This is a genomic window from Streptomyces sp. NPDC001056 (assembly GCF_053598955.1).
In genome coordinates this window covers 140,374-163,553 of sequence record NZ_JBSFLI010000007.1, presented here as the reverse complement: position 1 = coordinate 163,553, position 23,180 = coordinate 140,374, and the positions used below count along the sequence as shown (strand labels likewise).

The 23,180-nt window shown below is 74.0% G+C and carries 21 protein-coding genes and 1 pseudogene; 12 read left to right on the top strand and 10 right to left on the bottom strand.

From position 1 onward, the window contains the following. The first annotated feature begins 47 nt into the window (after window positions 1–47). From ACWDD7_RS11375 to ACWDD7_RS11345, 7 genes are all read left to right on the top strand, one after another. Window positions 48–884, top strand: a complete 837-nt coding sequence (locus ACWDD7_RS11375; protein ID WP_450457179.1) for an undecaprenyl-diphosphate phosphatase — start codon at window positions 48–50, stop codon at window positions 882–884. Window positions 885–1,054: 170 nt separating this feature from the next. Next, a complete protein-coding gene (locus tag ACWDD7_RS11370) occupies window positions 1,055–1,732 on the top strand; it encodes a FadR/GntR family transcriptional regulator (protein ID WP_450457259.1) in 678 nt (225 codons plus the stop codon). A gap of 176 nt (window positions 1,733–1,908) precedes the next feature. Further along, window positions 1,909–2,922: an asparaginase gene (locus ACWDD7_RS11365; protein ID WP_450457178.1), complete on the top strand. Its 1,014-nt coding sequence runs from the start codon at window positions 1,909–1,911 to the stop codon at window positions 2,920–2,922. A gap of 138 nt (window positions 2,923–3,060) precedes the next feature. Then, window positions 3,061–4,467, top strand: coding sequence for an aspartate ammonia-lyase (gene aspA / locus ACWDD7_RS11360; protein WP_450457177.1), 1,407 nt, complete (start codon window positions 3,061–3,063; stop codon window positions 4,465–4,467). A gap of 63 nt (window positions 4,468–4,530) precedes the next feature. After that, window positions 4,531–5,469 (top strand): glutaminase, encoded by a 939-nt coding sequence (locus ACWDD7_RS11355; protein WP_450457176.1) that lies wholly within the window; start codon window positions 4,531–4,533, stop codon window positions 5,467–5,469. A gap of 147 nt (window positions 5,470–5,616) precedes the next feature. After that, window positions 5,617–7,032 carry a polyprenol phosphomannose-dependent alpha 1,6 mannosyltransferase MptB gene (gene mptB / locus ACWDD7_RS11350; RefSeq protein WP_450457174.1) on the top strand — a complete coding sequence of 472 codons (1,416 nt, stop codon included), beginning with the start codon at window positions 5,617–5,619 and terminating at the stop codon, window positions 7,030–7,032. Further along, window positions 7,029–8,333 (top strand): glycosyltransferase 87 family protein, encoded by a 1,305-nt coding sequence (locus ACWDD7_RS11345; RefSeq protein WP_450457173.1) that lies wholly within the window; start codon window positions 7,029–7,031, stop codon window positions 8,331–8,333. Before mptB ends, ACWDD7_RS11345 begins: the two co-directional genes overlap by 4 nt. Before the next feature lie 131 nt (window positions 8,334–8,464). On the opposite strand, the pseudogene ACWDD7_RS11340 reads toward ACWDD7_RS11345, so the two are convergent. From ACWDD7_RS11340 to ACWDD7_RS11330, 3 genes and pseudogenes are all read right to left on the bottom strand, one after another. Next, window positions 8,465–9,331 (bottom strand): annotated as a pseudogene (locus tag ACWDD7_RS11340) (D-alanyl-D-alanine carboxypeptidase family protein); the annotation flags it as partial. Between the two features lie 91 nt (window positions 9,332–9,422). Next, window positions 9,423–10,571, bottom strand: coding sequence for a transcription termination factor Rho (gene rho, locus ACWDD7_RS11335; RefSeq protein WP_450457172.1), 1,149 nt, complete (start codon window positions 10,569–10,571; stop codon window positions 9,423–9,425). A gap of 378 nt (window positions 10,572–10,949) precedes the next feature. Continuing rightward, entirely contained in the window at window positions 10,950–11,345 is a 396-nt protein-coding gene (locus ACWDD7_RS11330; RefSeq protein ID WP_351878910.1) for a nuclear transport factor 2 family protein, read from the bottom strand. Between the two features lie 74 nt (window positions 11,346–11,419). Between ACWDD7_RS11330 and ACWDD7_RS11325 the strand changes: the two genes are divergently transcribed. Beyond that, the gene (locus ACWDD7_RS11325; protein ID WP_450457171.1) at window positions 11,420–12,163 is read left to right on the top strand and encodes a class I SAM-dependent methyltransferase; all 744 of its coding nucleotides are present in this window, start codon (window positions 11,420–11,422) and stop codon (window positions 12,161–12,163) included. A gap of 14 nt (window positions 12,164–12,177) precedes the next feature. Here ACWDD7_RS11325 and ACWDD7_RS11320 read toward each other — a convergent pair whose 3' ends face one another. The 5 genes from ACWDD7_RS11320 to ACWDD7_RS11300 form a co-directional block, all read right to left on the bottom strand. Then, the gene (locus ACWDD7_RS11320) at window positions 12,178–13,377 is read right to left on the bottom strand and encodes a serine hydrolase domain-containing protein (protein WP_450457170.1); all 1,200 of its coding nucleotides are present in this window, start codon (window positions 13,375–13,377) and stop codon (window positions 12,178–12,180) included. Window positions 13,378–13,473: 96 nt separating this feature from the next. Continuing rightward, on the bottom strand, window positions 13,474–14,442 hold the full coding sequence (locus ACWDD7_RS11315; RefSeq protein WP_450457169.1) for an acetylxylan esterase: 969 nt from the start codon (window positions 14,440–14,442) through the stop codon (window positions 13,474–13,476). An 87-nt stretch (window positions 14,443–14,529) separates the two neighbouring features. Next, the gene (locus ACWDD7_RS11310) at window positions 14,530–15,105 is read right to left on the bottom strand and encodes an Rv1733c family protein (protein WP_450457168.1); all 576 of its coding nucleotides are present in this window, start codon (window positions 15,103–15,105) and stop codon (window positions 14,530–14,532) included. 184 nt (window positions 15,106–15,289) lie between these two features. Then, window positions 15,290–16,054 carry a ferredoxin reductase gene (locus ACWDD7_RS11305; RefSeq protein WP_450457167.1) on the bottom strand — a complete coding sequence of 255 codons (765 nt, stop codon included), beginning with the start codon at window positions 16,052–16,054 and terminating at the stop codon, window positions 15,290–15,292. Next, complete coding sequence (locus tag ACWDD7_RS11300; protein WP_450457166.1) at window positions 16,047–16,652, bottom strand: sulfite oxidase-like oxidoreductase; 606 nt, start codon at window positions 16,650–16,652, stop codon at window positions 16,047–16,049. The genes ACWDD7_RS11305 and ACWDD7_RS11300 overlap by 8 nt, the downstream gene beginning before the upstream one ends. Window positions 16,653–16,895: 243 nt before the next feature. On the opposite strand from ACWDD7_RS11300, the gene ACWDD7_RS11295 reads away from it, so the two are divergent. Beyond that, window positions 16,896–17,642 (top strand): GNAT family N-acetyltransferase, encoded by a 747-nt coding sequence (locus tag ACWDD7_RS11295; RefSeq protein WP_450457165.1) that lies wholly within the window; start codon window positions 16,896–16,898, stop codon window positions 17,640–17,642. A gap of 37 nt (window positions 17,643–17,679) precedes the next feature. Here the strand turns inward: ACWDD7_RS11295 and ACWDD7_RS11290 are convergent, their stop codons facing one another. Next, window positions 17,680–18,120 (bottom strand): MarR family winged helix-turn-helix transcriptional regulator, encoded by a 441-nt coding sequence (locus ACWDD7_RS11290; RefSeq protein WP_450457164.1) that lies wholly within the window; start codon window positions 18,118–18,120, stop codon window positions 17,680–17,682. A 265-nt stretch (window positions 18,121–18,385) separates the two neighbouring features. Between ACWDD7_RS11290 and ACWDD7_RS11285 the strand changes: the two genes are divergently transcribed. Continuing rightward, entirely contained in the window at window positions 18,386–19,180 is a 795-nt protein-coding gene (locus ACWDD7_RS11285) for a putative protein N(5)-glutamine methyltransferase (RefSeq protein WP_392212900.1), read from the top strand. 145 nt (window positions 19,181–19,325) lie between these two features. Here ACWDD7_RS11285 and ACWDD7_RS11280 read toward each other — a convergent pair whose 3' ends face one another. Further along, a complete protein-coding gene (locus ACWDD7_RS11280) occupies window positions 19,326–21,401 on the bottom strand; it encodes a SpoIIE family protein phosphatase (protein ID WP_450457163.1) in 2,076 nt (691 codons plus the stop codon). A gap of 308 nt (window positions 21,402–21,709) precedes the next feature. Here ACWDD7_RS11280 and ACWDD7_RS11275 point away from each other — a divergent pair, with 308 nt between their 5' ends. Together ACWDD7_RS11275 and cutA are read left to right on the top strand one after the other, a co-directional pair. Then, complete coding sequence (locus ACWDD7_RS11275) at window positions 21,710–22,585, top strand: hypothetical protein (RefSeq protein WP_450457162.1); 876 nt, start codon at window positions 21,710–21,712, stop codon at window positions 22,583–22,585. A 169-nt stretch (window positions 22,586–22,754) separates the two neighbouring features. After that, the gene (gene cutA / locus ACWDD7_RS11270; protein WP_450457161.1) at window positions 22,755–23,084 is read left to right on the top strand and encodes a divalent-cation tolerance protein CutA; all 330 of its coding nucleotides are present in this window, start codon (window positions 22,755–22,757) and stop codon (window positions 23,082–23,084) included. The last annotated feature ends 96 nt before the right edge of the window (window positions 23,085–23,180 follow it).

The window sequence follows — 23,180 nt, the reverse complement described above, 5'->3', positions numbered from 1 at the left end:
GTACTGTCTACAACACTGTCGACCTACTCTCCTCAGAACTGGATCCCATGAGCGCCATCTCTGTCGGTCAGGCCGTCGTCCTCGGAGTAGTCGAGGGGGTGACCGAGTTCCTCCCGGTGTCCTCCACCGGCCATCTCAAGATCGCCGAGGGACTCATGGACATCCCCGTCGACGACAAGTCCGTCGTCGGGTTCTCCGCCGTCATCCAGGTCGGCGCCATCGCCGCCGTGCTCGTGTACTTCTTCAAGGACATCAAGCGGATCGTTTCCGCCTGGTTCCGCGGTCTGACCCACCGCGAGGAGCGCTACCACCACGACTACAAGTTCGCCTGGTGGGTGATCGCCGCGACGGTCCCGATCGTCCTGGTGGGTCTCGCCGCCAAGCCGCTGATCGACGGGCCGCTGGCCTCGCTGTGGGTGGTGGCCGGTTCCTTGATCGTCGGCTCCGGTGTGATGTGGTGCGCGGACCAGATGGGCCGCCACAAGCGCGGTGAGGACGACACCTCCTTCAAGGACGCGATGTGGGTCGGCTGCTCGCAGATCCTCGCCCTGCTCTTCCCCGGCTTCTCCCGCTCCGGCGCCACCATGTCCACCGCGCTCGTGCTGGACCTGGACCGCGTCGCCGCGACCCGCCTCTCCTTCTTCCTCGGCATCCCCGCGCTGACCGGCGCGGGCATCTACGAGCTGAAGGACGCCCTGGGCGCGGGTGTGGGCGCCGCCCCGCTGGCCGTCGGCACCGTCGTCTCCTTCGTCGTGGCCTACGCCTCGATCGCCTGGCTGCTGAAGTTCGTCGCCAAGCACTCCTTCAACGCCTTCGTGATCTACCGCATCATCATCGGCGTGGGCCTGCTCGGCCTGCTCGCCTCCGGTGTGCTCAACGCCTGAGGCGTAACCTTTCGGCCACCCCGCGGGGTGCGGCAGCCCGGACCGCGGGCGCCGCACCCCGCGCGCGTTCACCGGCCGCCTTGACAGAGCGGCCGGGCGGCGCGCACGATCGGCTCGTGAACCTGTCAGACAGCCAGACAGGTGGTCCGGGCCCGCGGCGCGTGAGCGCGATGGAAGCGGTCCTCGCCCACCTCCGCGGCGCCATCGAACGCGGCGAGTACGCCATCGGCGACAAGCTGCCCTCCGAGGCCGAGCTGGGCCGCACCCTGGAGGTCTCCCGGCCCGTGCTGCGCGAGGCGCTGCGCGCGCTCCAGGTGATGGGCCTCACGGTCTCCCGGACCGGCAAGGGCACCTTCGTCGTCGCCGACGCGGTGGAGGACCCCACCTTCGGCGACTACGCGGCCAGCGATCTGCTGGAGGTCCGCCGGCACATCGAGATCCCGGTCGCCGGCTACGCGGCCCTGCGCCGCACCCCGGACCACCTGGACCGCCTGGGCCATCTGCTGGAGCGCATGGAGCGGGAGACGGACACCACCGCGTGGGTCGCGATGGACACCGTCTTCCACCTCACCGTGGCCGAGGCCGCCCAGAACCCGGTCTTCCGCCGGGTCATCGAGGAGATCCGCGACGCCCTGGCGCGCCAGTCGGCCTTCCTGAACGAGCTCGGCGGCCGCCGCGAGCAGTCCAACCGCGAGCACCGCGCGATCGTCGAGGCGCTGGTCGAAGGCTCCGAACAGGACGCGCTGGCGGCGATGAGCCACCACCTCGACCGCGTCGAACGCACCCTCACCGACATCGTGCGCCCCCGGCGGCCGGACCCGGCCGCGCACGGCGGCCCCGAGACGTGAGCGCCCCCTGACCTTCCGGCACGCCGACGCCGGCGCCGGACGCACCACCGTGCCCCCGCGCCGCCGGCCCGGCACCGGCCGCGGGCCTCACCACGCCCGCGCCCCGCGCACCCCCCACCGGCGCGCCGCCGCGTGACCCGCGAACCGGCCGCCCCGACCTCCTGATGCAGGCAGACATGGACACCAGCTTCCCCACCGACGCGCCCGTCGTCCGCGCACCCCGCCACGCCCCCGTCGCCCACCTCGTCCGCGGCGGCGTCGTCGAGGGCATCCACTACGGCTCCGTCGTCGTCCTCGGCGCCGACGGCACCGTCCCGTTCCGGCTCGGCGACGTCGAGGCCGCGTTCTACCCCCGCTCGGCGGTCAAGCCCCTCCAGGCCGTCGCCATGCTGCGGGCCGGGCTGCCGCTGGACGGCGAGCTGCTGTCCCTGGCCGCCGCGAGCCACTCCGGCGAGGAGCGCCACCTCGCCGGCACCCGGCGCATCCTCGAACTGGCCGGTCTCGGCGAGGACGACCTGCGCAACGTCCCCGACATGCCCTTCGACCCCGCCGTCCGCGACACCTGGGTCCGCGACGGCCGGACGCCTTCCCGGCTCGCCCAGAACTGCTCCGGCAAGCACGCGGCGATGCTGTGGACCGCGCGGCTGAACGACTGGTCGCTGCCGGACTACCTGGACCCGGCGCACCCGCTCCAGCGGGCGATCCGGGAGACCGTCGAGGACCTCACCGGGCAGCGGGTCGCCCACGTCACGGTCGACGGCTGCGGCGCCCCCCTGTTCGCCGTCTCCTTGCGGGGACTTGCCCGCGCGCTGTCCCGGATCACGTCGGCCGCGCCCGGAACCGCCGAGGCGAGGGTCGCCGACGCGATGCGGGGCCACGCGGAGATGGCGTCCGGTGAGAGCCGCGACGTCGCCGCGCTGATGCGGGCCGTGCCGGGGCTGCTCGCCAAGGACGGCTTCGAGGGGGTGCAGGTCGCCGCGCTGCCGGACGGGCGCGCGATCGCCGTGAAGATAGCCGACGGCGCGGACCGGGCGCGGGTGCCGGTCGCGGCGGCCGCGCTGGCGCTGGCGGGCGTGGACTCCGCGCTCCTGGGCGCGTTCTCGGGGGCGCCCTTGCTCGGGGGCGGGGTTCCGGTGGGGGCCGTGCGGGTCGTGGACGAGCTCGGTTCCCCGGTGGCGGTGGGTGGCTGAACGACTCGGCCGCTGCCGGGGAACGCGTGGGCCGTTCCCGGCTGGTCGCGCGCACGCGGCGGCAGCCGCGCATCGATGACACCCCCCCGCCCCTGACGGGGACCTTCACTTCCGTATTCCAGAAAGCCGAGCACCTTCATGACCACCACCCGGCGCGAACACGACCTCCTCGGCGATCGGGACGTGCCCGCCGACGCCTACTGGGGCATCCACACCCTGCGGGCGACCGAGAACTTCCCCATCACCGGGATGCCGATCTCGGCGTACCCGCATCTGATCGACGCCCTGGCCGCCGTGAAGGAGGCCGCCGCGCTCGCCAACGAGGAACTCGGGCTGCTGGCGCCGGAGAAGGCACGGGCGATCGTGGCCGCCTGCCGGGAGATCCGCCGGGGCGAGCTGCACGAGCAGTTCGTCGTGGACGTCATCCAGGGCGGCGCCGGCACGTCGACCAACATGAACGCCAACGAGGTCGTGGCGAACCGGGCGTTGGAGCTGCTCGGCCGGGCCAAGGGCGAGTACACGCGTCTGCACCCCAACGAGGACGTCAACCTCAGCCAGTCGACCAACGACGTCTACCCGACCGCCGTCAAGATAGCGATGGTGTTCGCGGTCCGTGGACTGCTCAAGGCGATGGCCGTACTCCAGGACGCCTTCGCGGGGAAGTCCGTCGAGTTCCGTGAGGTGCTCAAGATGGGCCGTACACAGTTGCAGGACGCGGTACCGATGACGCTCGGCCAGGAGTTCTCCGCGTTCGCCGTCATGATCGAGGAGGACCGCAGCCGTCTTGCCGAGGCCGTCGAGTTGATCCATGAGATCAACCTGGGCGCCACGGCCATCGGCACCGGGATCAATGCTCCGTCCGGGTACGCCGAGGCCGCCCGCCGGCACCTGTCCGTGATCACCGGCCTGCCGCTGGTCACCGCCGCCAACCTGGTCGAGGCCACCCAGGACTGCGGGGCGTTCGTGCAGATGTCCGGTGTGCTCAAGCGGATCGCGGTGAAGCTCTCCAAGAGCTGCAACGACCTGCGGCTGCTGTCCTCCGGGCCGCGTGCCGGGCTCGGCGAGATCAACCTGCCGCCGGTGCAGGCCGGTTCGTCCATCATGCCGGGCAAGGTCAACCCGGTCATCCCCGAGGTGGTCAACCAGGTCGCCTTCGAGGTGATCGGCAACGATGTCGCCATCACCATGGCCGCCGAGGCCGGACAGCTCCAGCTCAACGCCTTCGAGCCGATCATCCTGCACTCCCTGTCGGAGTCCGTCACCCACCTGGAGCGGGCCTGCCTGACGCTGGCCGAGCGCTGTGTCGACGGCATCACCGCGAACACCGAGCGGCTGCGCGCGAGCGTGGAGAACTCCATCGGACTGGTCACCGCGCTCAACCCGCACATCGGCTACACGGCGGCCACCGAGATCGCGAAGGAGGCCCTCTCCACCGGCCGCGGGGTCGCCGAACTGGTCCTGGAGAAGGGGCTGTTGCCCGCCGAGACACTGGCCGGGCTGCTGCGCCCCGAGATCGTCGCGGGCAGCGGGGCACCAGCTGCCTGACCTGCGGCGAGCGGGCATCACCGGGCACGGGCGAGTGGGCTCCCTAAACGGTACGGAGGCACAATGGTGATCATGACAACGACGTCGTCCCGCACCTTCCTGCCGGTCCTGGAGCGCATAGCCGAGGAGCTGGAGCACACACCGGGCCGGGGACGCGCCGCCGACTACATCCCCGCGCTCGCCGCCCGCGACCCCCGCAGCTTCGGCATGGCCGTCGCCGAGCCGGACGGCACGGTGTACGGAGTGGGGGAGTGGCGGCAGCCGTTCTCCGCCCAGTCCATCACCAAGGTGTTCACCCTCGCCCTGGACCTCGCCCGCGAGGGCGACGAACTCTGGGAGCACGTCGGCCGCGAGCCCTCCGGCAACCCGTTCAACTCCCTGGTGCAGCTGGAGTACGAGAACGGCATCCCGCGCAACCCGTTCATCAACGCGGGCGCCCTCGTCGTCACCGACCGCCTCCAGACCCGTACCGGGGACGCGGCCGGCGAACTGCTCGCCTTCCTGCGCGCCGAGAGCGGAAACCCCGCGCTGGACTTCGACCGGGAGGTCGCCGCCTCCGAGACCGCGCACGGCGACCGCAACGCCGCGCTCGCCCACTTCATGGCGTCGTACGGCAACATCGACAACGCGGTGCCGGTCCTGCTCGACCAGTACTTCCGCCAGTGCTCCGTCGCCGCCTCGTGCGCCGACCTCGCCCTCGCCACCGGCTTCCTCGCCCGGCACGGCGTCCGCGCCGACGGCAGCCGCCTGCTCAGCCGCAGCCAGGCCAAGCAGGTCAACGCGGTGATGCTGACCTGCGGCACGTACGACGCGGCCGGGGACTTCGCCTACCGGGTCGGGCTGCCCGGCAAGAGCGGCGTCGGCGGCGGGATCATCGCCGTCGTGCCGGGCCGCTGCACGCTGTGCGTGTGGAGTCCGGGCCTGGACGAGCGCGGCAACTCGGTGGCGGGCGTGGCGGCGCTGGACCGCTTCACGACCCTGACCGGGCTGTCGGTGTTCTGAGGGCACCGGCCCGGCATCCGCCGCGCACCGGCCCGTCACCTCCCGCCCCCTCCGCCACCACGCACCGGCCACACGTCCGCTCCCGCCCGGACGGGCAGTCGTCGCCTCGCGGCCATCCGGCGTCGACACGCTGAGCCGGTGTTGGCCATGGCATTCCCCTTCGATCTGCGTCGCTGCCGGCTGCTCGGCCTGGCCGGCACCGCCTCCCTCGCGCTGGGCGGGGAGACGGCCGGTGCCCTGCCCGTCGAGAACCTGCTGTCCCCCGCCTCGGCCCAGGCGGCCACCGGACTGGTCGGGGTGTACTTCGGCGTCGTCCTCCTGACAGCCGCCTGGGTGCTCCTCGGCCGGCTGGTGCGCGGCCCGCAGCCGCCCACCCCGCGGGCCCTCCTCCTCGTACTGGCGGTCTGGGCCGCCCCCTTGGTGCTCGCCCCGCCGCTGTTCAGCCGGGACGTCTACAGCTACCTGGCGCAGGGCGCCATGGCCGACGCGCACATGGACGTGTACACCCAGGGTCCCGCGGCCCTCGGCGGCCCGCTCGCCGACCAGGTCGCCCCCATGTGGCAGCACACCGGAGCGCCGTACGGGCCGGCCTTCCTGGGCCTCGCCTCCGCGCTGTCCGGCCTCACCCGGGGCGAACTGCCCGCGGGCCTGCTCGGCATGCGCATGGTCGCGCTGCTGGGCGTGGCCCTGATGGCGTTCGCGCTGCCCCGCCTGGCCCGGCACAGCGGCGCCGACCCGGCCGCCGCGCTCTGGCTCGGCGCCCTCAACCCGCTGGTGCTGCTCCACCTCGTCGCGGGCGCCCACAACGACGCGCTGATGCTCGGGCTGCTCGGCCTCGGGCTGGTCGCCGCGCGCGACCGCAGGCCCGCCCTCGGCGCCCTCGCCGCCGCACTCGTCACCCTCGCGGCCCTGGTCAAGGCGCCCGCCGGGCTCGGGCTGCTCGCCGTGGTGGCGCTCCAGGCCCGCGCCGGCCGCCGTCCCCTGCCCGCCGCCCTGACCACCGCGGCCGCCTCCGCCGCGACCGCTGTCGCCGCCACGGCCCTGGCCGGCACCGGGTACGGCTGGATCGGCGCCCTCGGCACCCCCGTGTCCCCGCAGAACTGGGCGCTGACCAGCCTGCTCGGCCGGGCCACCGGCGCCCTGCTCGACCGCCTCGGCAGCGGTCTCGCCCCGCTGGCCGTCCCGGTCTGGCATATCGTGGGTCTCGTGGCCACCGCCGTCGCGATCCTGCTGATATGGATGCGAATGCGCCTCAGGCCGGTCTACGCGCTGGGCCTGAGCCTGCTCGTCGTCGCCGTGTTCGGCCCGGCGATCCGCCCCTGGTACGTGCTGTGGGGCCTGTTCCTGATCGCCGCCGCCGCGCCCGCCACCTCGGTACGCCACCGGGTCGCGGCCCTCGCCGGGGTGCTCGCCCTCGCCGTCCTGCCCAGCGGCGGCCCCGCCGACGCGGGCCAGCTGGTGCTCGCCGTCTGCGGCGGGGTGCTCGGCATGGTCGTGCTGTGGCAGGCCCACCAGGCGGCCCAGGCACCCGCCGCGTCCCCGGCTCCGGGGCGCGCCGCATGACCGGCCCGCGCACCGAGCGTGGCCGGCTGCTGCTGGTCCTCGCCCTCGCCGCCGCCGTGACCGCGTTCACCGCGACCGTGCCGCTGCTGCGCGGCTTCTTCGACCTGCGCGTCTACTACGGCACCGTGCACACCTGGGTGCACCACGGCGGCCTGATCTACGACTACCGGGTGCCGGGCACGCAGTACGGCTTCACCTATCCGCCGTTCGCCGCGGTGCTCATGCTGCCGCTGGCCGTGCTGGGCCGGAACACCGCGATCGCCGCCTCCCTGGTGGTGAACGCGGCCGCGCTCGGCGTCGTCCTGCGCATCCTGGCCGGCGACCACTGGCGGCGGTACGGCTGGTACCGCTGGGCGCTCGCCCTGTGCGCGCTGGCGCTGTTCGAACCGCTGCGGGACACCTTCAGCTTCGGGCAGGTCAACGTCGTACTCCTGGCCCTCGTGCTCACCGACGCCTGGCTGCTGGCGAGCGGCCGGGGCCGCTGGGCGGGCGCCGGGATCGGGCTCGCCGCCGCCATCAAGCTGACGCCCGCCCTGTTCATCGGGCTGCTGCTGCTGCTCGCCGGGCGGCGCCGGGCCGCGGCGCACGCGACCGCCGTGGCCGTCGCCGTGACCGCGCTCGCCGCCTGGGTGGACCCCGCGGCCTCCCGGTTCTACTGGACCCGGGCGCTGTGGGACACCGGCCGGGTGGGCCGCCTCGACTACGTCTCCAACCAGTCGCTCCAGGGCATGCTGGCCCGGCTCGGCGAGACCGGGCGCCCGCTGTGGGCGACCGCGGTGCTGCTGACCCTGTGCGTGTGGGCGTGGCGGACCCGCCGGGCGGCGCTGGCCGGCGACTGGACGGCGGCCTTCGCCCTCACCGGGGCGACCGCCTGCCTCGTCAGCCCGATCACCTGGGTGCATCACCTGGTATGGCTGCTGCCCTCCTTCGCGGTCCTGCTGCGCAGCGGGCACCGGCGCGTCGCGGGCGCGCTGTACGCGGTGCTGTGCACCAGCGTGGTCTGGCTCTGGTTCGACGACGCCTCGGGCGTCGACGGCTTCCTCGGCAGCAACCTCTACACCTGGATCACCCTGGGCCTGCTGCTCGGCCTGCCGATCGGTCAGCGCCGTGCGGCCCTGCCCCTGGCCCGCAGCACCAGTGCCATCGCGCCCGCCCCCAGTCCGGCCAGTCCCACCCCGACGGCGGTGCCGGACCAGTCCACGTCCGGCGCCCCGGACGTGGCCGCCGCCACCGGCGCGGCCGAGGCGGCCGGCCGGAACTTGGGGCGCAGCCCGTCCAGCGAGCCGACCGGATCCACCTGACCGTCCGCCGCGAAGCCCCAGTCGAGCAGCGCGCGCGCCTCCTCGTACACCGCGAACCCGTCGCCGGCCTGCGGATTCATCACGGTCACCTCAAGGGTGCGGCCGCCCCGGCGGGCGGCGGCCACGAGCGTGTTGCCCGCGTTGCTGGTGTAGCCGTTCTTGATGCCGATCAGGCCCGGGTACGGCGCCACACCGTCTTCGCCGGTGAGTAGCCGGTTGGTGTTCTCGATGGCGTACGGCGACCCGTCGCCCGGGAACTCGGCCTGGGCGGTGGAGCAGTACTTCGCGAAGTCGGGGTTGCGCAGGCCCTCCCGGCCGAAGACCGCGAGGTCGTAGGCGGAGGACACCTGTCCGGGGGCGTCGTAGCCGTCCGGGGACAGCACCCGGGTGTCCAGGGCGCCCAGGGCGCGGGCGTTGGTCTGCATCCGCCTGGCGGTGGTCTCCCAGCCGCCGTTCAGGGAGGCCAGCACGTGCACGGCGTCGTTGCCCGAGCTGAGGAAGACCCCCCGCCACAGGTCCGCCACCTGGTAGCGGTGACCCTCCTCCACCCCGACGAGGCTGCTGCCCTCGGCGACGTCGGCCAGCTCCCGGTAGCGCACGGTGTGCTGCATCCCGCTGGGCAGTTTCGGCAGCACGGTGAGGGCGAACAGGGTCTTCAGGGTGCTGGCCGGCGGCAGCGGACGGTGCGCCTCGCTCGCGGCCAGCACCTGCCCGCTGCTCGCGTCGGCGACCAGCCAGGACAGCGCGGAGACGTCCGGCAGATCGGGGGCGCCCCGGCGCGGGCGCACCTGGACGCCGGAGCGGTAGAGGAGGGACGGGGCCGGGACGGCCGCCCGGGGCGCGGGGGGCGCGGGTTCTCCGCCGCGCGGCCAGACCGTGCCGCGGTGGTGCCCGGCGGCCGACGCGGCGGTGGCCACGGCCGGCGTGCACGCCAGCAGGCCCGCCACGCACAGGGAACAGGCGGGGACGACCGCCCGATATCTGAATCTGGTGATCATATGATCAACGTACGAATGGGAGTGAAGTCCGCGCGCCGGCCGCGCCGTCCGGGCCGGCGGAGCAACCCGGATGCCGCACTCGGCCGCGTCGTCAGCTCGCGGGCAGCGTCGGCAGGACCTGCCGCAGGAAGGCCGCGTTGCCGGGGGTGCGCCGCATCCGCTCCAGCAGGGTCTCCAGCCCGGCCGGCCCGCCCTCGCGGGAGCCCAGGGCGCGACGCAGCCGGCGTACGGCGCTCAACTCGGCCGGGGTGAGCAGCAGTTCCTCGCGCCGGGTGCCGGAGCCTTCGAGGTCCACGGCGGGGAAGACACGCCGCCCGGCCAGCTCCCGGTCCAGGCGCAGCTCCATGTTGCCGGTGCTCTTCAGCTCCTCGAAGAAGTAGCCGTCGGCCCGCGATCCGGTGTCCACGAGGGCGGTGGCCAGGATGGTGAGCGAGCCGCCCTCCTCGACTTCACGGGCGGCGCCGAAGAACCGCTTGGGGCCGATCAGCGCGCCCGCGTCGACACCGCCGCTGAGGGTACGGCCGCCCGCGCCGGCGGCGTTGTTGTGAGCCCGGCACAGCCGGGTCAGCGAGTCCAGCAGGACGACGACGTCCTCGCCCGCCTCGACCAGGCGCTTGGCCCGTTCGATGACGAGTTCGGCGAGGGCGACGTGCTCCCTGGCGGTGCGGTCGAAGGTGGAGGCGTACACCTCGCCGTGCACCGTGCGGCGCATCTCGGTGACCTCCTCGGGGCGCTCGTCCAGCAGCAGGACCATGAGCCGGCACTCCGGGTGGTTCCCGGCGACGGCCGCGGCCAGCTGCCTCAGCAGCACCGTCTTGCCGCTCTTCGGCGGGGCCACGAGGAGGCCGCGCTGGCCCTTGCCGACCGGCGCGAAGAGATCGGTCAGGCGGCCGGCCAGTCCGGCGTCCGGGTGTTCCAGGCGCAGCCGGCGGCGCGGGTGGAGCGGTGTGAGGTCGCGGAAGTGCCGCCGGGCCCCGGGGGCCCCGGGCGCGCGGCCCTCGATCCGGGCGACCTCGGTCAGCCCGCGCTGCGCGCCCTTCACGCCCTCGACCAGGTCGCCCTTGCGCAGCCCGTACCCGCGGATCAGCGTGGCCGGCACCTGGGGATCGGCGGGGGTGGGAAGGAGCCCGGCGGGCCTCAGGTGCCCCTTACCGTGCGCGTCGATGTCGAGGACACCGGAGACGAGCCGGGCGGCCGGGGCCTGGCTGGTCACCGGAGGGTGTTCGATCGTGGTGGTCATGGAGTGTCGTCCTTTCGCGGACGGGGAGTGGTGGAGAGAGCGAGGGAGGGGAACGGCCGCGAGGGGGAGGCGGATACGACCTGCCTCCGGGCGGCGGAACGACACCCCGGACACGGCGGCGAGAAGCCCTGGTCACGAGGTGCTGGGAAGAAGCCCGGGGCCGTTCGGAAGACTCGGCCGAGGGGCTGGGAGAGAATGCGGCGGCATCGGTGCCGGTACGAGGGGCACGCACATGCGCTGCTCGCACTATACCCGTGCGTTGTATCGGGTCAACAAGGCGGCGTACGGGGGTATTCCCGGAGCCCCGGGCTTCCCGCCCCGCCCCGGCCCGGCGGACCACCGTCGACGGGCGCGGGCGGGGCGGGAAGAAGCCGTGGGTCACGAACGCGCCCGCGCCTCCTCGGCGATCTGCTCGAAGCGCGCGCCCATCGCCTCGGCGAGGGCGTGCGCGCCCGACAGGGGACGGACCATGACCATCAGGTCGTCGATCAGCCCGTCCGCGTCGACGTGCAGGAAGTCGCAGCCGGTCAGTTCCCGTCCGCCCACACGGGCGGTGAAGACCAGCGCGTGGTCGGGGGAGTCCGGGGCGCCGAACTCGCGGACGTACCGGAAGTCCTCGAAGACCTGGGAGACCGCGCGCAGGATCGCGGCGGTGATGGCCTTGCCCGTATACGGTTTGAAGACGACGGGACTGGTGAAGACGACGTCCTCGGCCAGCAGCGCCTCCACGGCGTCCAGGTCCCCGGCCTCGACTGCCGAACGGAACGCGTGCATCGGATCACCCCTGTAGGTTGGGTCGGTGCGGATGAAACTGATCAACGGGTACGAGAGTTGACGGGCTGACGGACATGTTCGGACCCGAAGGCCCCTCGCTGCGCGAACTCGCCGTCCAGGCGCTGTCGTCCGTCGAGCACGGATACGACCTGCTCGCGCCGAAGTTCGACCACACGCCCTTCCGCACCCCCGACGGCATCCTCGACGCCGTCGCGCGGGCGCTGGACCCGCTGGGCCCGTTCGCGGACGGCCTCGACCTGTGCTGCGGGACCGGTGCCGGCACGGAGGCGCTGGCGCGGCTGTGCCGGCGCAGCGCCGTGGGCGTCGACTTCAGCGCGGGAATGCTCGATGTGGCCCGGCGCCGGGCCCGGCCCGAGGGCGGGCCGGCCGTCGCCTGGGTGCGCGGCGACGCACGCGCCCTGCCGTTCGCCGCGGCCTTCGACCTCGTCGTCAGCTTCGGGGCGTTCGGCCACTTCCTGCCCCGCGAGCTGCCGGGCCTGTTCGCCCAGGTCCACGCGGCGCTGCGGCCCGGCGGCAGCTTCGCCTTCCCGGTGCTCGCCCCGCCCCGCGCGAACCGTCCCGCGTTCTGGCTCCTGCTCGGCTTCGACGCGGCGATGCGGGTCCGCAACGCCCTGTGGCGGCCGCGGTTCGTCATGTACTACCGCGCCTTCCGGCTCGGCAGGGTGCTGGCCGAGCTGAACCGCGCCGGGTTCACGACCGACCTGCACGCCCTGCCCGAGTTCGGGCGGCGCGCCGACGGCAGCCCGCGGGTCCGGCTGGTGGTGGCCCGCAAGTGCGGTCCGCCGCAGGCGGGTTGAGCCGAGGCCGGTGATCACAGCGCGCTGTAGAGGGCGTCGATCAGCGCCATCTTCCGGGGATCGTCCATGATGCGCGGCCCCATCCCGTTCATGACGTAGCCCAGCGACACGCCCGCCTCCGGATCCGCGAGCCCGCACGAACCGCCGAAGCCGTCATGACCGAACGCCCGCGGATTGGGCCCGTACGCGCCCTGCGGCCCGCTGAGCCACAGGCCGAGCCCGAGCTCGCTCTCGCCCCCGAGCCCTGCCCCGAGCACCAGGTCGACGCAGCTGCCCTGCCCCTCGCGTACCCGCTCCGCCGCCTCGGGCGACAGCACCCGGCGCCCGCCGAAGGAGCCCCGCCCGGCGAAGACGCCGTACAGCTCCGCGACCGCCCGCGCGGTGCCGTGCCCGTTGCCCGCCGGGACCTCCGCGGCCCGCCACTCGGGCGTGTTCGCGTGCGCCGTGCCGATCGCGGGGTTGGCCATCGCCGCGAGCGTGATCCGGGTCAGGTGGCGGAAGGTGGGCGAAGGCTCGTCGTCCGAGGCGGCCGGGGCGCGCGTCAGCTCGGCGGCCCGGCCGTACTTCTCGACCGGCAGGCCCACGCTGAAGTCGATGCCGAGCGGTCCGGTCACCTCCCGCTCCAGGAAGGCCCCCGGCTTGAGCCCGGTGATCCGCCGTACGACCTCGCCGACCAGGAAGCCGTACGTCACCGCGTGGTACCCGGACCGGGTGCCCGGCTCCCACCACGGCTCGGTGGCCGCGAGCCGCGCGGTGGTCAACTCCCAGTCGTACAGATCGCGCAGGGAGTGCGGCTCGCGCAGTCCCGGCAGCCCGGCACGGTGCGACAGCAGATGCCGCACCAGCACCTTCTCCTTGCCGGCCGCCGCGAACCGGGGCCAGTAGCGGGCCACCGGCGCGTCCAGGTCGAGCAGGCCCCGGTCCACGAGCAGATGCGCGCACAGCGCCACCGGTCCCTTGGTGGTCGACCACACGTTCACCAGCGTGTCCCGCTCCCAGGCCCGGGTGCGGGCCGCGTCCGCCCAGCCGCCCCACAGGTCCACCACCGTCTCCCCGTCGAGGGTGACCGCCACCGCCGCCCCGAGTTCGCGCCGCGCACGGAAGTTCTCCTCGAACGCCTCGCGCACGGCGGCGAACCGGGGATCGCAGTGCCCGTGGACCCGGACCGCCCGCGGTGCCGGCGGGGTCTGCGGGGCGTGGCGCGTGGCTGACATGGGCCCTCCGGGGTCGTGGGAAAGCCCGGCCCGCGTCGGCCCCGGGCCGGGCACCCCGAACATACCGACCGGTCGGGCCCGGAGGAAGAGGTGATCTCAGGCGTACGACCGCAGCCAGCGCAGCTTCGCCGCCTCGTGGAAGGGGCCGCCGCCCTCGTGGTCGTTGAACTCGTACACCTCGATCGCCTTGTCCTCGTGCGCCCAGGAGTTGAACGCCGCGAACACGGTCGACGGCGGGCAGGTCTCGTCCTCCAGGGCCGTCGAGAACAGGGCCGGCATCCTGCCGCGGGCCGCGAAGTGCACGCCGTCGAAGTAGGAGAGGGTGTGCAGCGCCTGGCCGGTTCGGCCCCGGTGGGTCCTCAGGAACAGGCCGACCTCGCGGTAGGGGTGGCGGTCCGTGAGGGTGACCGCGCGCGGGAAGTCGCACAGGAACGGCACGTCCGGCGCCACCGCGACCAGGTCGGGAACCAGGGCGCCGACGGCGAGGGTGATGCCGCCGCCCTGGCTGTGGCCGAGCGCCACCGTGCGCGCCGCGTCGGTCAGCGGATGGGCGCGGGCCGCCTCGACCGCGCGCACGGCATCCGTGAACACCCGGCGGTAGTAGTGGTTCTCGGGCGCGTCGATGCCCCGGGTGAGGAAGCCTGGGTAGGCGGGCCCGGAGCCCACCGGGTCGGCGGTGCCGCCCCCGCCGCCCCAGACGCTGCCCTGCCCCCGGGTGTCCATCACGAAGTGCGCCCGGCCCGTCGACGCCCACAGCAGGTTCTCGTGCGGCAGCCCGCGCCCGCCGCCGTACCCGACGAACTCCACGACCAGCGGCAGGGGTCCGGTGGCGCCGGCCGGCAGCCGCAGCCAGCCCTTGACGGGGTGCCCGCCGAACCCGGCGAACGTCACGTCGTACACCTCGACCGTGGTCAGACCGGTCTCCACCGGCTCGAAACGGACGTCCAGCGCGTGGGCGCGCGCCTCGTCCAGGGTGCGGTCCCAGAAGGCGTCGAAGTCCTCGGGTTCGGTGGACTCGCCGCGGTAGCCGCGGAGTTCGGACAGGGGCAGGTCGAACAGGGCCATCGGCCACCGCCTTTGCCGGGGGAGAAGGGTGAGGGAGCCACCGTACGAGGCCATGCCCCGGCGGACCATGGTCCGGGACGCGGTTGTTCACGCCCTCGGCTGGGTCCACCGCGGTCCGGTGCGGGCCCACTCCCGTTCCCACTCGGCGAGCCGGCGGCGCAGCGCGATCCCGCGGGCGACGGTATGGCCGAGGAACACCACGCCCCCGGCGCAGGCCGCCGCGCACACCCCGACGGTCACCGCGTGCCGGACGACCGCCGATCCGGCCGGCGGCGCGGCGACGGCACGGCCCCGCGAGTCGACCCACACGGAGACCGTCGCACCGGCCCTGGTTCCGGCCGGTACCCGCGCCCAGGTGGTCCTGGTCCCCCTGCCGGGCTCGGTCCAGCGGACCTCGGCGCGATAGGGGTGCCCGCGCGCGCTCCGGAAGGCGGACGGCGGCCCGTCGGACACCGTGGCCCGCACCTCGTGGCGCGTGGCCCGCTGCGCCGCCGCGACGGCCGCGGCCCGGTCCTGCGCGTGCAGGCCCGCGGCCACCCCGACCAGGGGCGCCACCACGGACAGCAGTACGGCGACGACCAGCACCGTCCACGCCTCGACGACGTCACAGCGGCGCCGCAGCGGATTGCGCCGCCAGCGCCAGCCACGCACCCGGGTCCGCATGTCCGCCTCCTCGCCGAAGCCGACCGGCCGCCCGCGCCGTCACCCGCCCGGTGTGCGCGCACGAGCGTCCACACCCGTCTCGTACCCCGTACGGCGCACCCGGCCCACCCGGCGAGCCGCGAGTTTCGGCCCACTTGGGGCACGTTCGAGCCATGTGCCCCAAAAAGGTGCCGAAGTCGGTGGCCTAGCCGAAGCGTTCGATGCGGATACGGTCCACCGGCTGGCCGGCCCGGACCAGCAGCCGGGAGACGTGCTCGGCGAACCCGTTGGAGCCGCACACGTACGCCTCCCACCCGCCGGGCGGCCGCTCGGCCATCAGCGGCGCCAGATGCGCGGCCGTCATCCGTCCCACCGGCACCCCGGCGGGCGCGCCGCGCGTGAACACGGGAGTCGTCTCGGCGCCCAGTTCGGCGGAGTAGATCAACGCCTCGGGGTCGCGCGCGGACACCAGCATCCGCAGCGGCACGTCGAGGCCGCGCGCCCGGTGGTGCCGGATCATCGACATCAGCGGTACGACCCCGGAGCCGGCGCCGAGCAGCAGCGCGGGCCGGTCGCCGGGCCAGGCGAAGAAGCCGCTGAGCGGACCGCGCACCTCGATCGTGTCGCCGGGCCGGGCCACGGTGTGGAACCAGCCGGAGACCTCGCCGTCCGGTACCCGGTCCAGCGTCAGCTCGATGTGCCCGGAGTCGTCGGGCGCGGAGGCGATCGAGTAGTGGCGCTGCGCCGCGTAGCCGTCCTCGGCGGTCAGCCGCAGCATCAGGTGCTGGCCGGGCAGGTGCCCCGCCCACCGGGGCACCGCGAGGCGGAACGTGGCCGCGTGCGGGGTCTCGGGGCGGATCTCCGTCAGCGTGGCCGTCTGCCACACCGACTCGGCCTGCTCGCTCACGGCGATCCGGCCGGGCACCGCGAACCGGGGCGCGCCGCCGGGCATGGTCGTCGTCTCAGTCACCGGAGTACCGCTGCTCCTGCCAGGGGTTGCCGCGCGGGTGGTAGCCGTTGGCCTCCCAGAAGCCCGGCTCGTCGTGGTCGAGGAGCGTGATGCCCGCGATCCACTTGGCGCTCTTCCAGAAGTACAGGTGGGGCACCACCAGGCGCGCCGGGCCGCCGTGCTCGGCCGGCAGCGGCTTGCCGTCGTACTCCCAGACGATCCAGGCCCGGCCGCCGGTGAGGTCGGCGAGCGGCAGGTTCGCCCGGTAGCCGGTGTGGGAGCGGGCGACCGCGTGGGTGGCGGCGGCGCCGGGCCGTACGACGTCGAGGAAGGCGTCGAGCGAGACCCCGCCGAACCGCACCCCGAACTTCGACCACCCGGTGACACAGTGGATGTCGCCCTCGTACGCCGACGCGGGCAGCGCGTGCGCCGCCGCCCAGTCCCACGTGTGCGGCCGCTCGACCAGGCCGTCGATGCGGAAGGTCCAGTCGGCGGGTGCGAGGTCGAGAGTGACCTCGGCGGACAGGACGGGCCAGTCCTCGCGCGCGTCGTACTGTCCGGGCGGCAGTCCCGGGTTGTGCTCGCGCGCGCGGCCCGTGAAGCCTCGCGTGACGTTCATGCTTCAACCGTACGCTGTCGCGGTGGGTGCTCCGTGCCTGGTCACCGGCCCGGTGCCCGGTCACGGACCCGATCGTTGCGGGCGTATGAACACTGCCACCGGGCGGGAATACCGGCCGCGGGCCGTTCCTTGGCGCTCAGTACCGGCCATGGCGCGCCGGGGAACGGTGCGAGATGAGCGAGAGAGGCGAGGCATGAGGATGCGCGAGGCGTACGGCTCCGGCACGGTGATCGAGGTGGCCGTGTGAGCGTGATCGGCCCCCGGCCCCACACGGACGTCCAGCACGTCCTCGACAACCCCGCCCTCGCCTCCCTCGCCGGCCCGCACGCCCGCTTCGCCGAGCGGCACGGCCGGGTGCTGCGCTACCCGCTCGACGTCTCGCCGTGGCTGGCGCTGCCCGACGAGCCGGAGGCGCGCGACTGGGCCGACCTCGCCGCGCTCGCGGGCCCCGGCGTGGAGGTCCCGCTGAACGGCTACTGCGGGGAGGTCCCCGAGGACTGGGAGATCACCTTCCACATGGGCGGCGTCCAGCTCGTGGACGACGGCCTGGCCGCGGCGCCGGACGCGGAGGCGGTCCGCCTCGGCCCGGCCGACGTGCCCGAGATGCTGGACCTGGTGGGGCGCACCCGGCCGGGCCCGTTCCTGCCGCGCACCGTCGAGCTGGGCACCTACCTCGGCATCCGCCGCGGGGGCGCCCTGGTCGCCATGGCGGGGGAGCGGCTGCGCCCGCCGGGCTGGACCGAGATCAGCGCGGTCTGCACCGACCCCGCGTTCCGCGGCCAGGGCCTGGCCGGCCGGCTGATCCTCGCCGTCGCGCACGGCATCCGGGAGCGCGGCGAGACCCCGTTCCTGCACACCAGCGCCAGGAACACCAACGCCATCCGGCTCTACGAGTCCCTGGGCTTCAGGCTGCGCCGGACCACCTCGTTCCTGACGGCGCGGGTGCCGGAGCGGCTGGCGGACGAGCGCGAGGCGGTGCCGGTGGGGTGATCGCCGTACGGACCGAGGACGGGACCGGACGGCGTGCTCAGCCGGGTCCGACGCCGGCGGCCCCCGCATTGTAGCGCTCCAGATAGGCGGCGAAGCGCACCAGGTCCTCCTCCGGCCACTGGGCGAGCCGCTCCCGGAAGGCGGCCCGGCGGCGGCGGGTGACCCGGGCGAGGATCTCCTCTCCCGCCTCGGTCAGCCGGAGCACCTGGACCCGGTGGTCCTCCGGGTCCGGGCGGCGCCCGATCAGGCCCGCGCGCTCCAGCGCGGCGACCTGGCGGCTCACCGTGGACTTGTCCAGGGCGTAGTGCGCCGCGAGATCGGTGGCCCGGCAGCCGCCGCTCTCCTCCAGATGGCCGAGCAGGGTGTACGACACCAGGGACAGCTCGGGGTGGATCCGGCCGGCCGAGGCGCGGGCCCGGCGGGCGAAGACCGTCATCTCGCGCTGGATCGTCTCGACGGCCGACTCGGCGCTGCTCATGGGGCCTCCCTCCTGCGGCGTTCCGGTGGTCCGCATTCCGGTTGCAGAGTACAACTCGCGCCGTCAGGGGGCCGAACCCGGCCGGGCCCGTTGGGGTATGGTGACCGTCCGGTCGCGGAGGTCCGCGGCCCCGAGTGCGAGGAGGTGAGACCCATATCCGCTGTGTCAGCCGGGGTGCTCTCTCCTCGTGACGGCGCGGTGCACCGGCAGCGGTGACCGCGGGAGCGCCCTGTGGTTCCGCGCTCCCGAAAGGCATCCGTCCTTCATGCCCTTGCGTTCTTCCCTTTCCCCCGCGGCCGTTGTCTCCGCGTTGCGTGCCGCCGGGTGCGTGTTCGCCGAGGACGAGGCCGCGTTGATACTCGCCACCGCCCGTGACGCCGCCGAACTGTCCTCGATGGTGGACCGGCGCGCGGCCGGGCTGCCGCTCGAACACGTCCTCGGCTGGGCCGAGTTCCACGGCCTGCGCATCGCCGTCGAGCCCGGGGTGTTCGTCCCCCGGCGCCGCACCGAGTTCCTGGTGGACCGGGCGCTGGCCGAGGTCCCCGACGCGTCCGTCGTCGTGGACCTGTGCTGCGGCTCCGGCGCGCTCGGCGCGGCCCTCGCCGCCGCGCTGGACGAGGCGGAGGTGCACGCCGCCGACATCGACCCGGCCGCCGTCCACTGCGCCCGCCGCAACCTCGCCCCCTATGGCGGCCACGCCCATCAGGGCGACCTCTGCGCCGCGCTGCCGGCCGACCTGCGCGGCCGTGTCGATCTCCTGACGGCCAACGTGCCCTACGTCCCCACCTCCGACCTCCCCCTGCTCCCCGCCGAGGCCCGCGACCACGAGCCCCCCACCGCGCTCGACGGCGGCCCCGACGGCCTCGCCGTCCTGCGCCGCGTCGCCGCCGAAGCCCCCGCCTGGCTCGCCCCCGGCGGCCGTCTCCTCTCCGAGACCGGCGCCCACCAGGCCCCGGCCGCGGTCGCCGCGTTCACCGAGGCGGGGCTGACCGCGCGCGTGGCGGTGTCGGAGGAGTGGTCGGCGCATGTCGTGATCGGGGTGCGGGACCGGTCGTCGTGATCACCTTCCCCGGGGCCGCCGCGTGACCGAGGGGGGACGCGTACGACTGCGCGCGCCGCGCGGCACCGATCCGGACGCCCCTGCGCGCCGGCGCGACGCCGGGACGACGAAGCCGCCCTGACGGACGGTCAGCGCCTCCGCCCGGTCAGCACTCCTTGGCGCGCGCGATGAGCAGCGCCACGTCGTCGTGGTTGTCCGGGTGGCGGAGCGTGCGCAGGAGGAGATCGCAGGTCTCCTGGAGGGGGAGGGTGGGATCGGTCAGCAGGGACAGCATGATGTCCAGGCGTTCGTCCAGGGAGTGGTGGCGGGTCTCGACCAGGCCGTCGGTGTAGAGGACCAGTTCGTCACCGGGGGCGAAGTCGACGGTGACGGTCGAGAACGAGACGCCGCCGACGCCGAGCGGCACGCCGGTGGGGAGGTCGAGGAGTTCCGGGGGCCGGCCGGGGCGGACGCGGGCCGGGGGCAGATGGCCGGCGTTGGCGATGCGGCACTGCCGCAGCCTCGGGTCGTAGAGGACGTACACGCAGGTCGCGATGGAGTGGTCCAGGGCCGAGGTGGTCTTGTCCAGGTGCTCCAGCAGCGCCGCCGGGTCCAGGCCGAGCGCGGCCAGCGTGGCCGTCACCGTGCGCAGCCGGCCCATCGTCGCGGCCGCCCCGATCCCGCTGCCCATGACGTCCCCGACCACCAGCGCGGTCCGCCCGCCCTCCAGCGGGATCACGTCGAACCAGTCGCCGCCGACCTCGCTGGTGGCACCGGCCGGCTGATAGCGCGAGGCCACTTCGAGTCCGGTCGTCACCGGCGGACTGCTCGGCAGCAGGCTGCGCTGGAGGGTGAGCGCGGTGTTGCGGGCGTCCTGGTACCAGCGGGCGTTGTCGATCTGCACCGCCGCGCGCGCCGCCAGCTCCCGGGCGAGCAGGACGTCGTCGGTGTCGAACGGCCGCGCGTTGCGGGTGCGTTTGAGGTCGAGCGCGCCCAGCACCTCGCCGCGCGCGATGAGCGGCACCGCGAGATACGAGTGCAGCCCCGCCCGCTCCAGCAGCACGGCCGCCTCGGGGGAGCGGGCGATGCGCGGCAGGTCCTCGCCCTTCACCCGCGGCACCAGCACCGCCTCACCCGTGCGCACACACTCGGTGACCAGGCGGTCGGGCGGGTACCAGGCGATCAGGCCGGGCGGGTCGGCGGCCCGTACGGCGTCCGAGTCGTCCTCCGGGCGCAGGGCGAGAGCCCGGAACACCGCGGCCTCCGCGGGACCGAGGGAGCTGGGTCGGCCCTCCACCACCGCGTCCAGCAGGTCGACGGCGGCCACGTCGGCCAGCTCCGGGACCGCGACCTCGGCCAACTCCCGGGCCGTGCGCTCCAGTTCGAGCGTCGTCCCGATCCGGGTCGAGGCGTCGGCGATCACCGCGAGCCGACGCCGTGCCGCCTCGGCCTCGACGGAGGCCCGGTGCTGCTCGGTGATGTCGGCCACCTGGCACGCCACCCCCAGCACATGGCCCGTGGCGTCGTCCAGCCGGTACATCGACACCGCCCAGTAGTGGTCCGTGTCCGGGTCGGCGGGCGTACGGCCGACGATGGTGTCGTCGATGAGCGGCGTGCCCGTCTCCAGCACCCGGCGGGCACCGGCCTCCAGCCGGGCGGTGTCCAGCTCCGGCACCACCTCCGCCATCCGGCGCCCGATGTGCTCGGCGGCCGGACGCCCGTTGATCCGCTCCAGGGCGGGGTTGACCGACACGAACCGCAGCTCGGTGTCCAGCACGGCGAGCCCCGCCGGGGACTGCATGACCATCCGCTCGGACAGCGCCACGTCCTGTTCGAGGCGTCGTACGGTCGGCTGGTCGGCGGCCAGACCGAGGGCGTACACCCGGCCGCGGGCGTCCAGCAGCCGCATGTTGCGGAACTCCACCAGACGGGTGCTGCCGTCCTTGTGCCGGACCGGGAAGGCGCCGGCCCAGCTGTGCCCGGTGATCATGACGTCGGAGAAGAGCTTGCCGACCAGCTGCATGTGCCGCTCGTGCACCATCAGCCGGGCGGCGTACTGGCCGAGCGCCTCCGCCGCGGTGTAGCCGAACAGCTCCTCGGCCTGGGGGCTCCACAGCACGATCCGCCCCTCGGCGTCCAGCACCACCGAGGCCACGCCGAGCACGTCGAGCAGGCCACCCGGCGGCACGGGCCCGCGGGCCGGCTCGCCGCCCTCCGTCGCCGGAGCCCCGGCTGCACCCATGGCACGCACCGCCTCCGCCCGTCCGTGCGGCACGCCGTCCCCGCGTGCCGGTTCCCCAGGTCCTGTCGCGCTCACATCCGACTCTCCGACGCCGTCGCCGTCAACCTCCACCATCTCTCAACCCGGCCGGGGGCGTCCGCCGAACCGGGCGCCCGCCGGGGCGCGGGACCGCTTCCGCGGCCGGTCCGACGCGTTCGTAGCGGCCGTGAGAGTTCACGTTCATGTTGCCGCATTGGCCTGTACATGACGATCGTGTCGCGCCAGACTGTGCGCCGTTCGAGTGCCCACCGCCCGTTCGAGGAGTTGTCATGCTCGCGTCCGCACGGTTACGCCGCACCGGAGTCCTCGCCTCACTCGTCACCCTCGCCGCAGCGCTGTCCCTCGCCGTGCCGACGTCCGCCTCCGCGGCCGGCACCTGGACCGAGATCGGCTCCGACCGCGCCGACCCGCTGACCGAGAGCCAGGGGCTGGCCTCGATCGAGGTCCCGGCGGGCAGCCCCAACCGCTACACCGGCATCGGCACGATCCCGATCAGCGACTCGATCCGCGGCTGGAACCACGTCGGCGACCCCGACGCGTCGTACGAGGGCTACTACGTCGAGCCCTATCAGGAGGACTCCGGCAACGCGAAGATGTACCGCGTCCAGGCGCCCGACGGTTCCTGGTCGGAGTACGTGCACACGCTGAGCCCCGGCGAGGCCATGAACAACTCCTGGGTCGCGATCACGCCGGACGGGCAGTGGATGCTGTCGGGCGAATGGGGCACGATGAACCGGCTGCTGGTCTTCCCGACGCCCGGCGAGAACAGCGGCACGTCCCCCTCGGCGAACCTCCCGCAGGCCGCCGCCGTGCACCTGGACCACGCCGTGAACGACGTGCAGGGCTGCGACTTCTCCGGCCCCACGACCCTGCTGTGCTCCTCCGACGACTCCGACGGCAGCCTCTTCGGGATGACCAAGCCGCTGCTCCGGATCGACCTGTCGGCCGCGCCCAGCGGCTCCGGGGACGTGACCGGGCATGTCACGGCGCTGCGCCAACTGCCGCTGCGCAGCGCGTGCTCCGGGTCCTTCGAGGTGGAGGGCATCGACTACGACCGGCGCAGCGGCATCCTGCGCGTGATCGTGGTGTCGCCGGGCATCTGCGTGCTCACCGACAGCAAGACGTACAAGTTCTCCCTCGGCTGATCCCGCGCCGCGCGTGCGGGTGAAAGGGGGCGGTGCTTTCCTGGGCGGGGGATGGACGCGGTGCGTTCGGGGTACCCCGGGCAGCGCGGCGCGGCCACGAAGGAGCGATCAATGGCGAACAGGGACCAGTCGCATCCCCTGGCTGAGGCTCGTCTCGTACGCTCGCGCCATGACTGACTATGTGCAGGTGTCGACCGCTACGCCCGCCCGTGAACAGGCCGCCGAACTCGCGAAAGGGGCTGTGGCGGGCCGCCTTGCTGCGGGAGCCCAGATCGTGGGGCCGGTGGGATCGGCGTTCTGGCATCTCGGCGAGTTCGGGGTGAGCGAGGAGTGGCGGCTTCTGCTCACCACCACCAGCGACCGCTATTCCGAGCTGGAGAAGTTCCTTCTGGACCAGCACCCGTGGGACAACCCGGAGGTGATCGCTACGCCCATCACCGCGGGCGCGGAGCGCTGCCTCCAGTGGATCGCAGAGTCCGTCACGCCACTTGAGCCCTAGATAGCCTTCTCAAGCACTTCGCGCACGACCAGGGGAGCCTGGCGGGCGCGGAGCTGGTCCAGCATCGGAGCGAGGTGCTGCCGCGGCCGACATGCG

Coding starts and splice junctions, on each gene's coding strand:
- ACWDD7_RS11375 (WP_450457179.1), top strand. CDS start 48: ATGAGCGCCATCTCTGTCGGTCAGGCCGTCGTCCTCGGAGTAGTCGAG.
- ACWDD7_RS11370 (WP_450457259.1), top strand. CDS start 1,055: ATGGAAGCGGTCCTCGCCCACCTCCGCGGCGCCATCGAACGCGGCGAG.
- ACWDD7_RS11365 (WP_450457178.1), top strand. CDS start 1,909: ATGGACACCAGCTTCCCCACCGACGCGCCCGTCGTCCGCGCACCCCGC.
- aspA (WP_450457177.1), top strand. CDS start 3,061: ATGACCACCACCCGGCGCGAACACGACCTCCTCGGCGATCGGGACGTG.
- ACWDD7_RS11355 (WP_450457176.1), top strand. CDS start 4,531: ATGGTGATCATGACAACGACGTCGTCCCGCACCTTCCTGCCGGTCCTG.
- mptB (WP_450457174.1), top strand. CDS start 5,617: ATGGCATTCCCCTTCGATCTGCGTCGCTGCCGGCTGCTCGGCCTGGCC.
- ACWDD7_RS11345 (WP_450457173.1), top strand. CDS start 7,029: ATGACCGGCCCGCGCACCGAGCGTGGCCGGCTGCTGCTGGTCCTCGCC.
- rho (WP_450457172.1), bottom strand. CDS start 10,571: ATGACCACCACGATCGAACACCCTCCGGTGACCAGCCAGGCCCCGGCC.
- ACWDD7_RS11330 (WP_351878910.1), bottom strand. CDS start 11,345: ATGCACGCGTTCCGTTCGGCAGTCGAGGCCGGGGACCTGGACGCCGTG.
- ACWDD7_RS11325 (WP_450457171.1), top strand. CDS start 11,420: ATGTTCGGACCCGAAGGCCCCTCGCTGCGCGAACTCGCCGTCCAGGCG.
- ACWDD7_RS11320 (WP_450457170.1), bottom strand. CDS start 13,377: ATGTCAGCCACGCGCCACGCCCCGCAGACCCCGCCGGCACCGCGGGCG.
- ACWDD7_RS11315 (WP_450457169.1), bottom strand. CDS start 14,442: ATGGCCCTGTTCGACCTGCCCCTGTCCGAACTCCGCGGCTACCGCGGC.
- ACWDD7_RS11310 (WP_450457168.1), bottom strand. CDS start 15,105: ATGCGGACCCGGGTGCGTGGCTGGCGCTGGCGGCGCAATCCGCTGCGG.
- ACWDD7_RS11300 (WP_450457166.1), bottom strand. CDS start 16,652: ATGAACGTCACGCGAGGCTTCACGGGCCGCGCGCGCGAGCACAACCCG.
- ACWDD7_RS11290 (WP_450457164.1), bottom strand. CDS start 18,120: ATGAGCAGCGCCGAGTCGGCCGTCGAGACGATCCAGCGCGAGATGACG.
- ACWDD7_RS11285 (WP_392212900.1), top strand. CDS start 18,386: ATGCCCTTGCGTTCTTCCCTTTCCCCCGCGGCCGTTGTCTCCGCGTTG.
- ACWDD7_RS11280 (WP_450457163.1), bottom strand. CDS start 21,401: ATGGGTGCAGCCGGGGCTCCGGCGACGGAGGGCGGCGAGCCGGCCCGC.
- ACWDD7_RS11275 (WP_450457162.1), top strand. CDS start 21,710: ATGCTCGCGTCCGCACGGTTACGCCGCACCGGAGTCCTCGCCTCACTC.
- cutA (WP_450457161.1), top strand. CDS start 22,755: ATGACTGACTATGTGCAGGTGTCGACCGCTACGCCCGCCCGTGAACAG.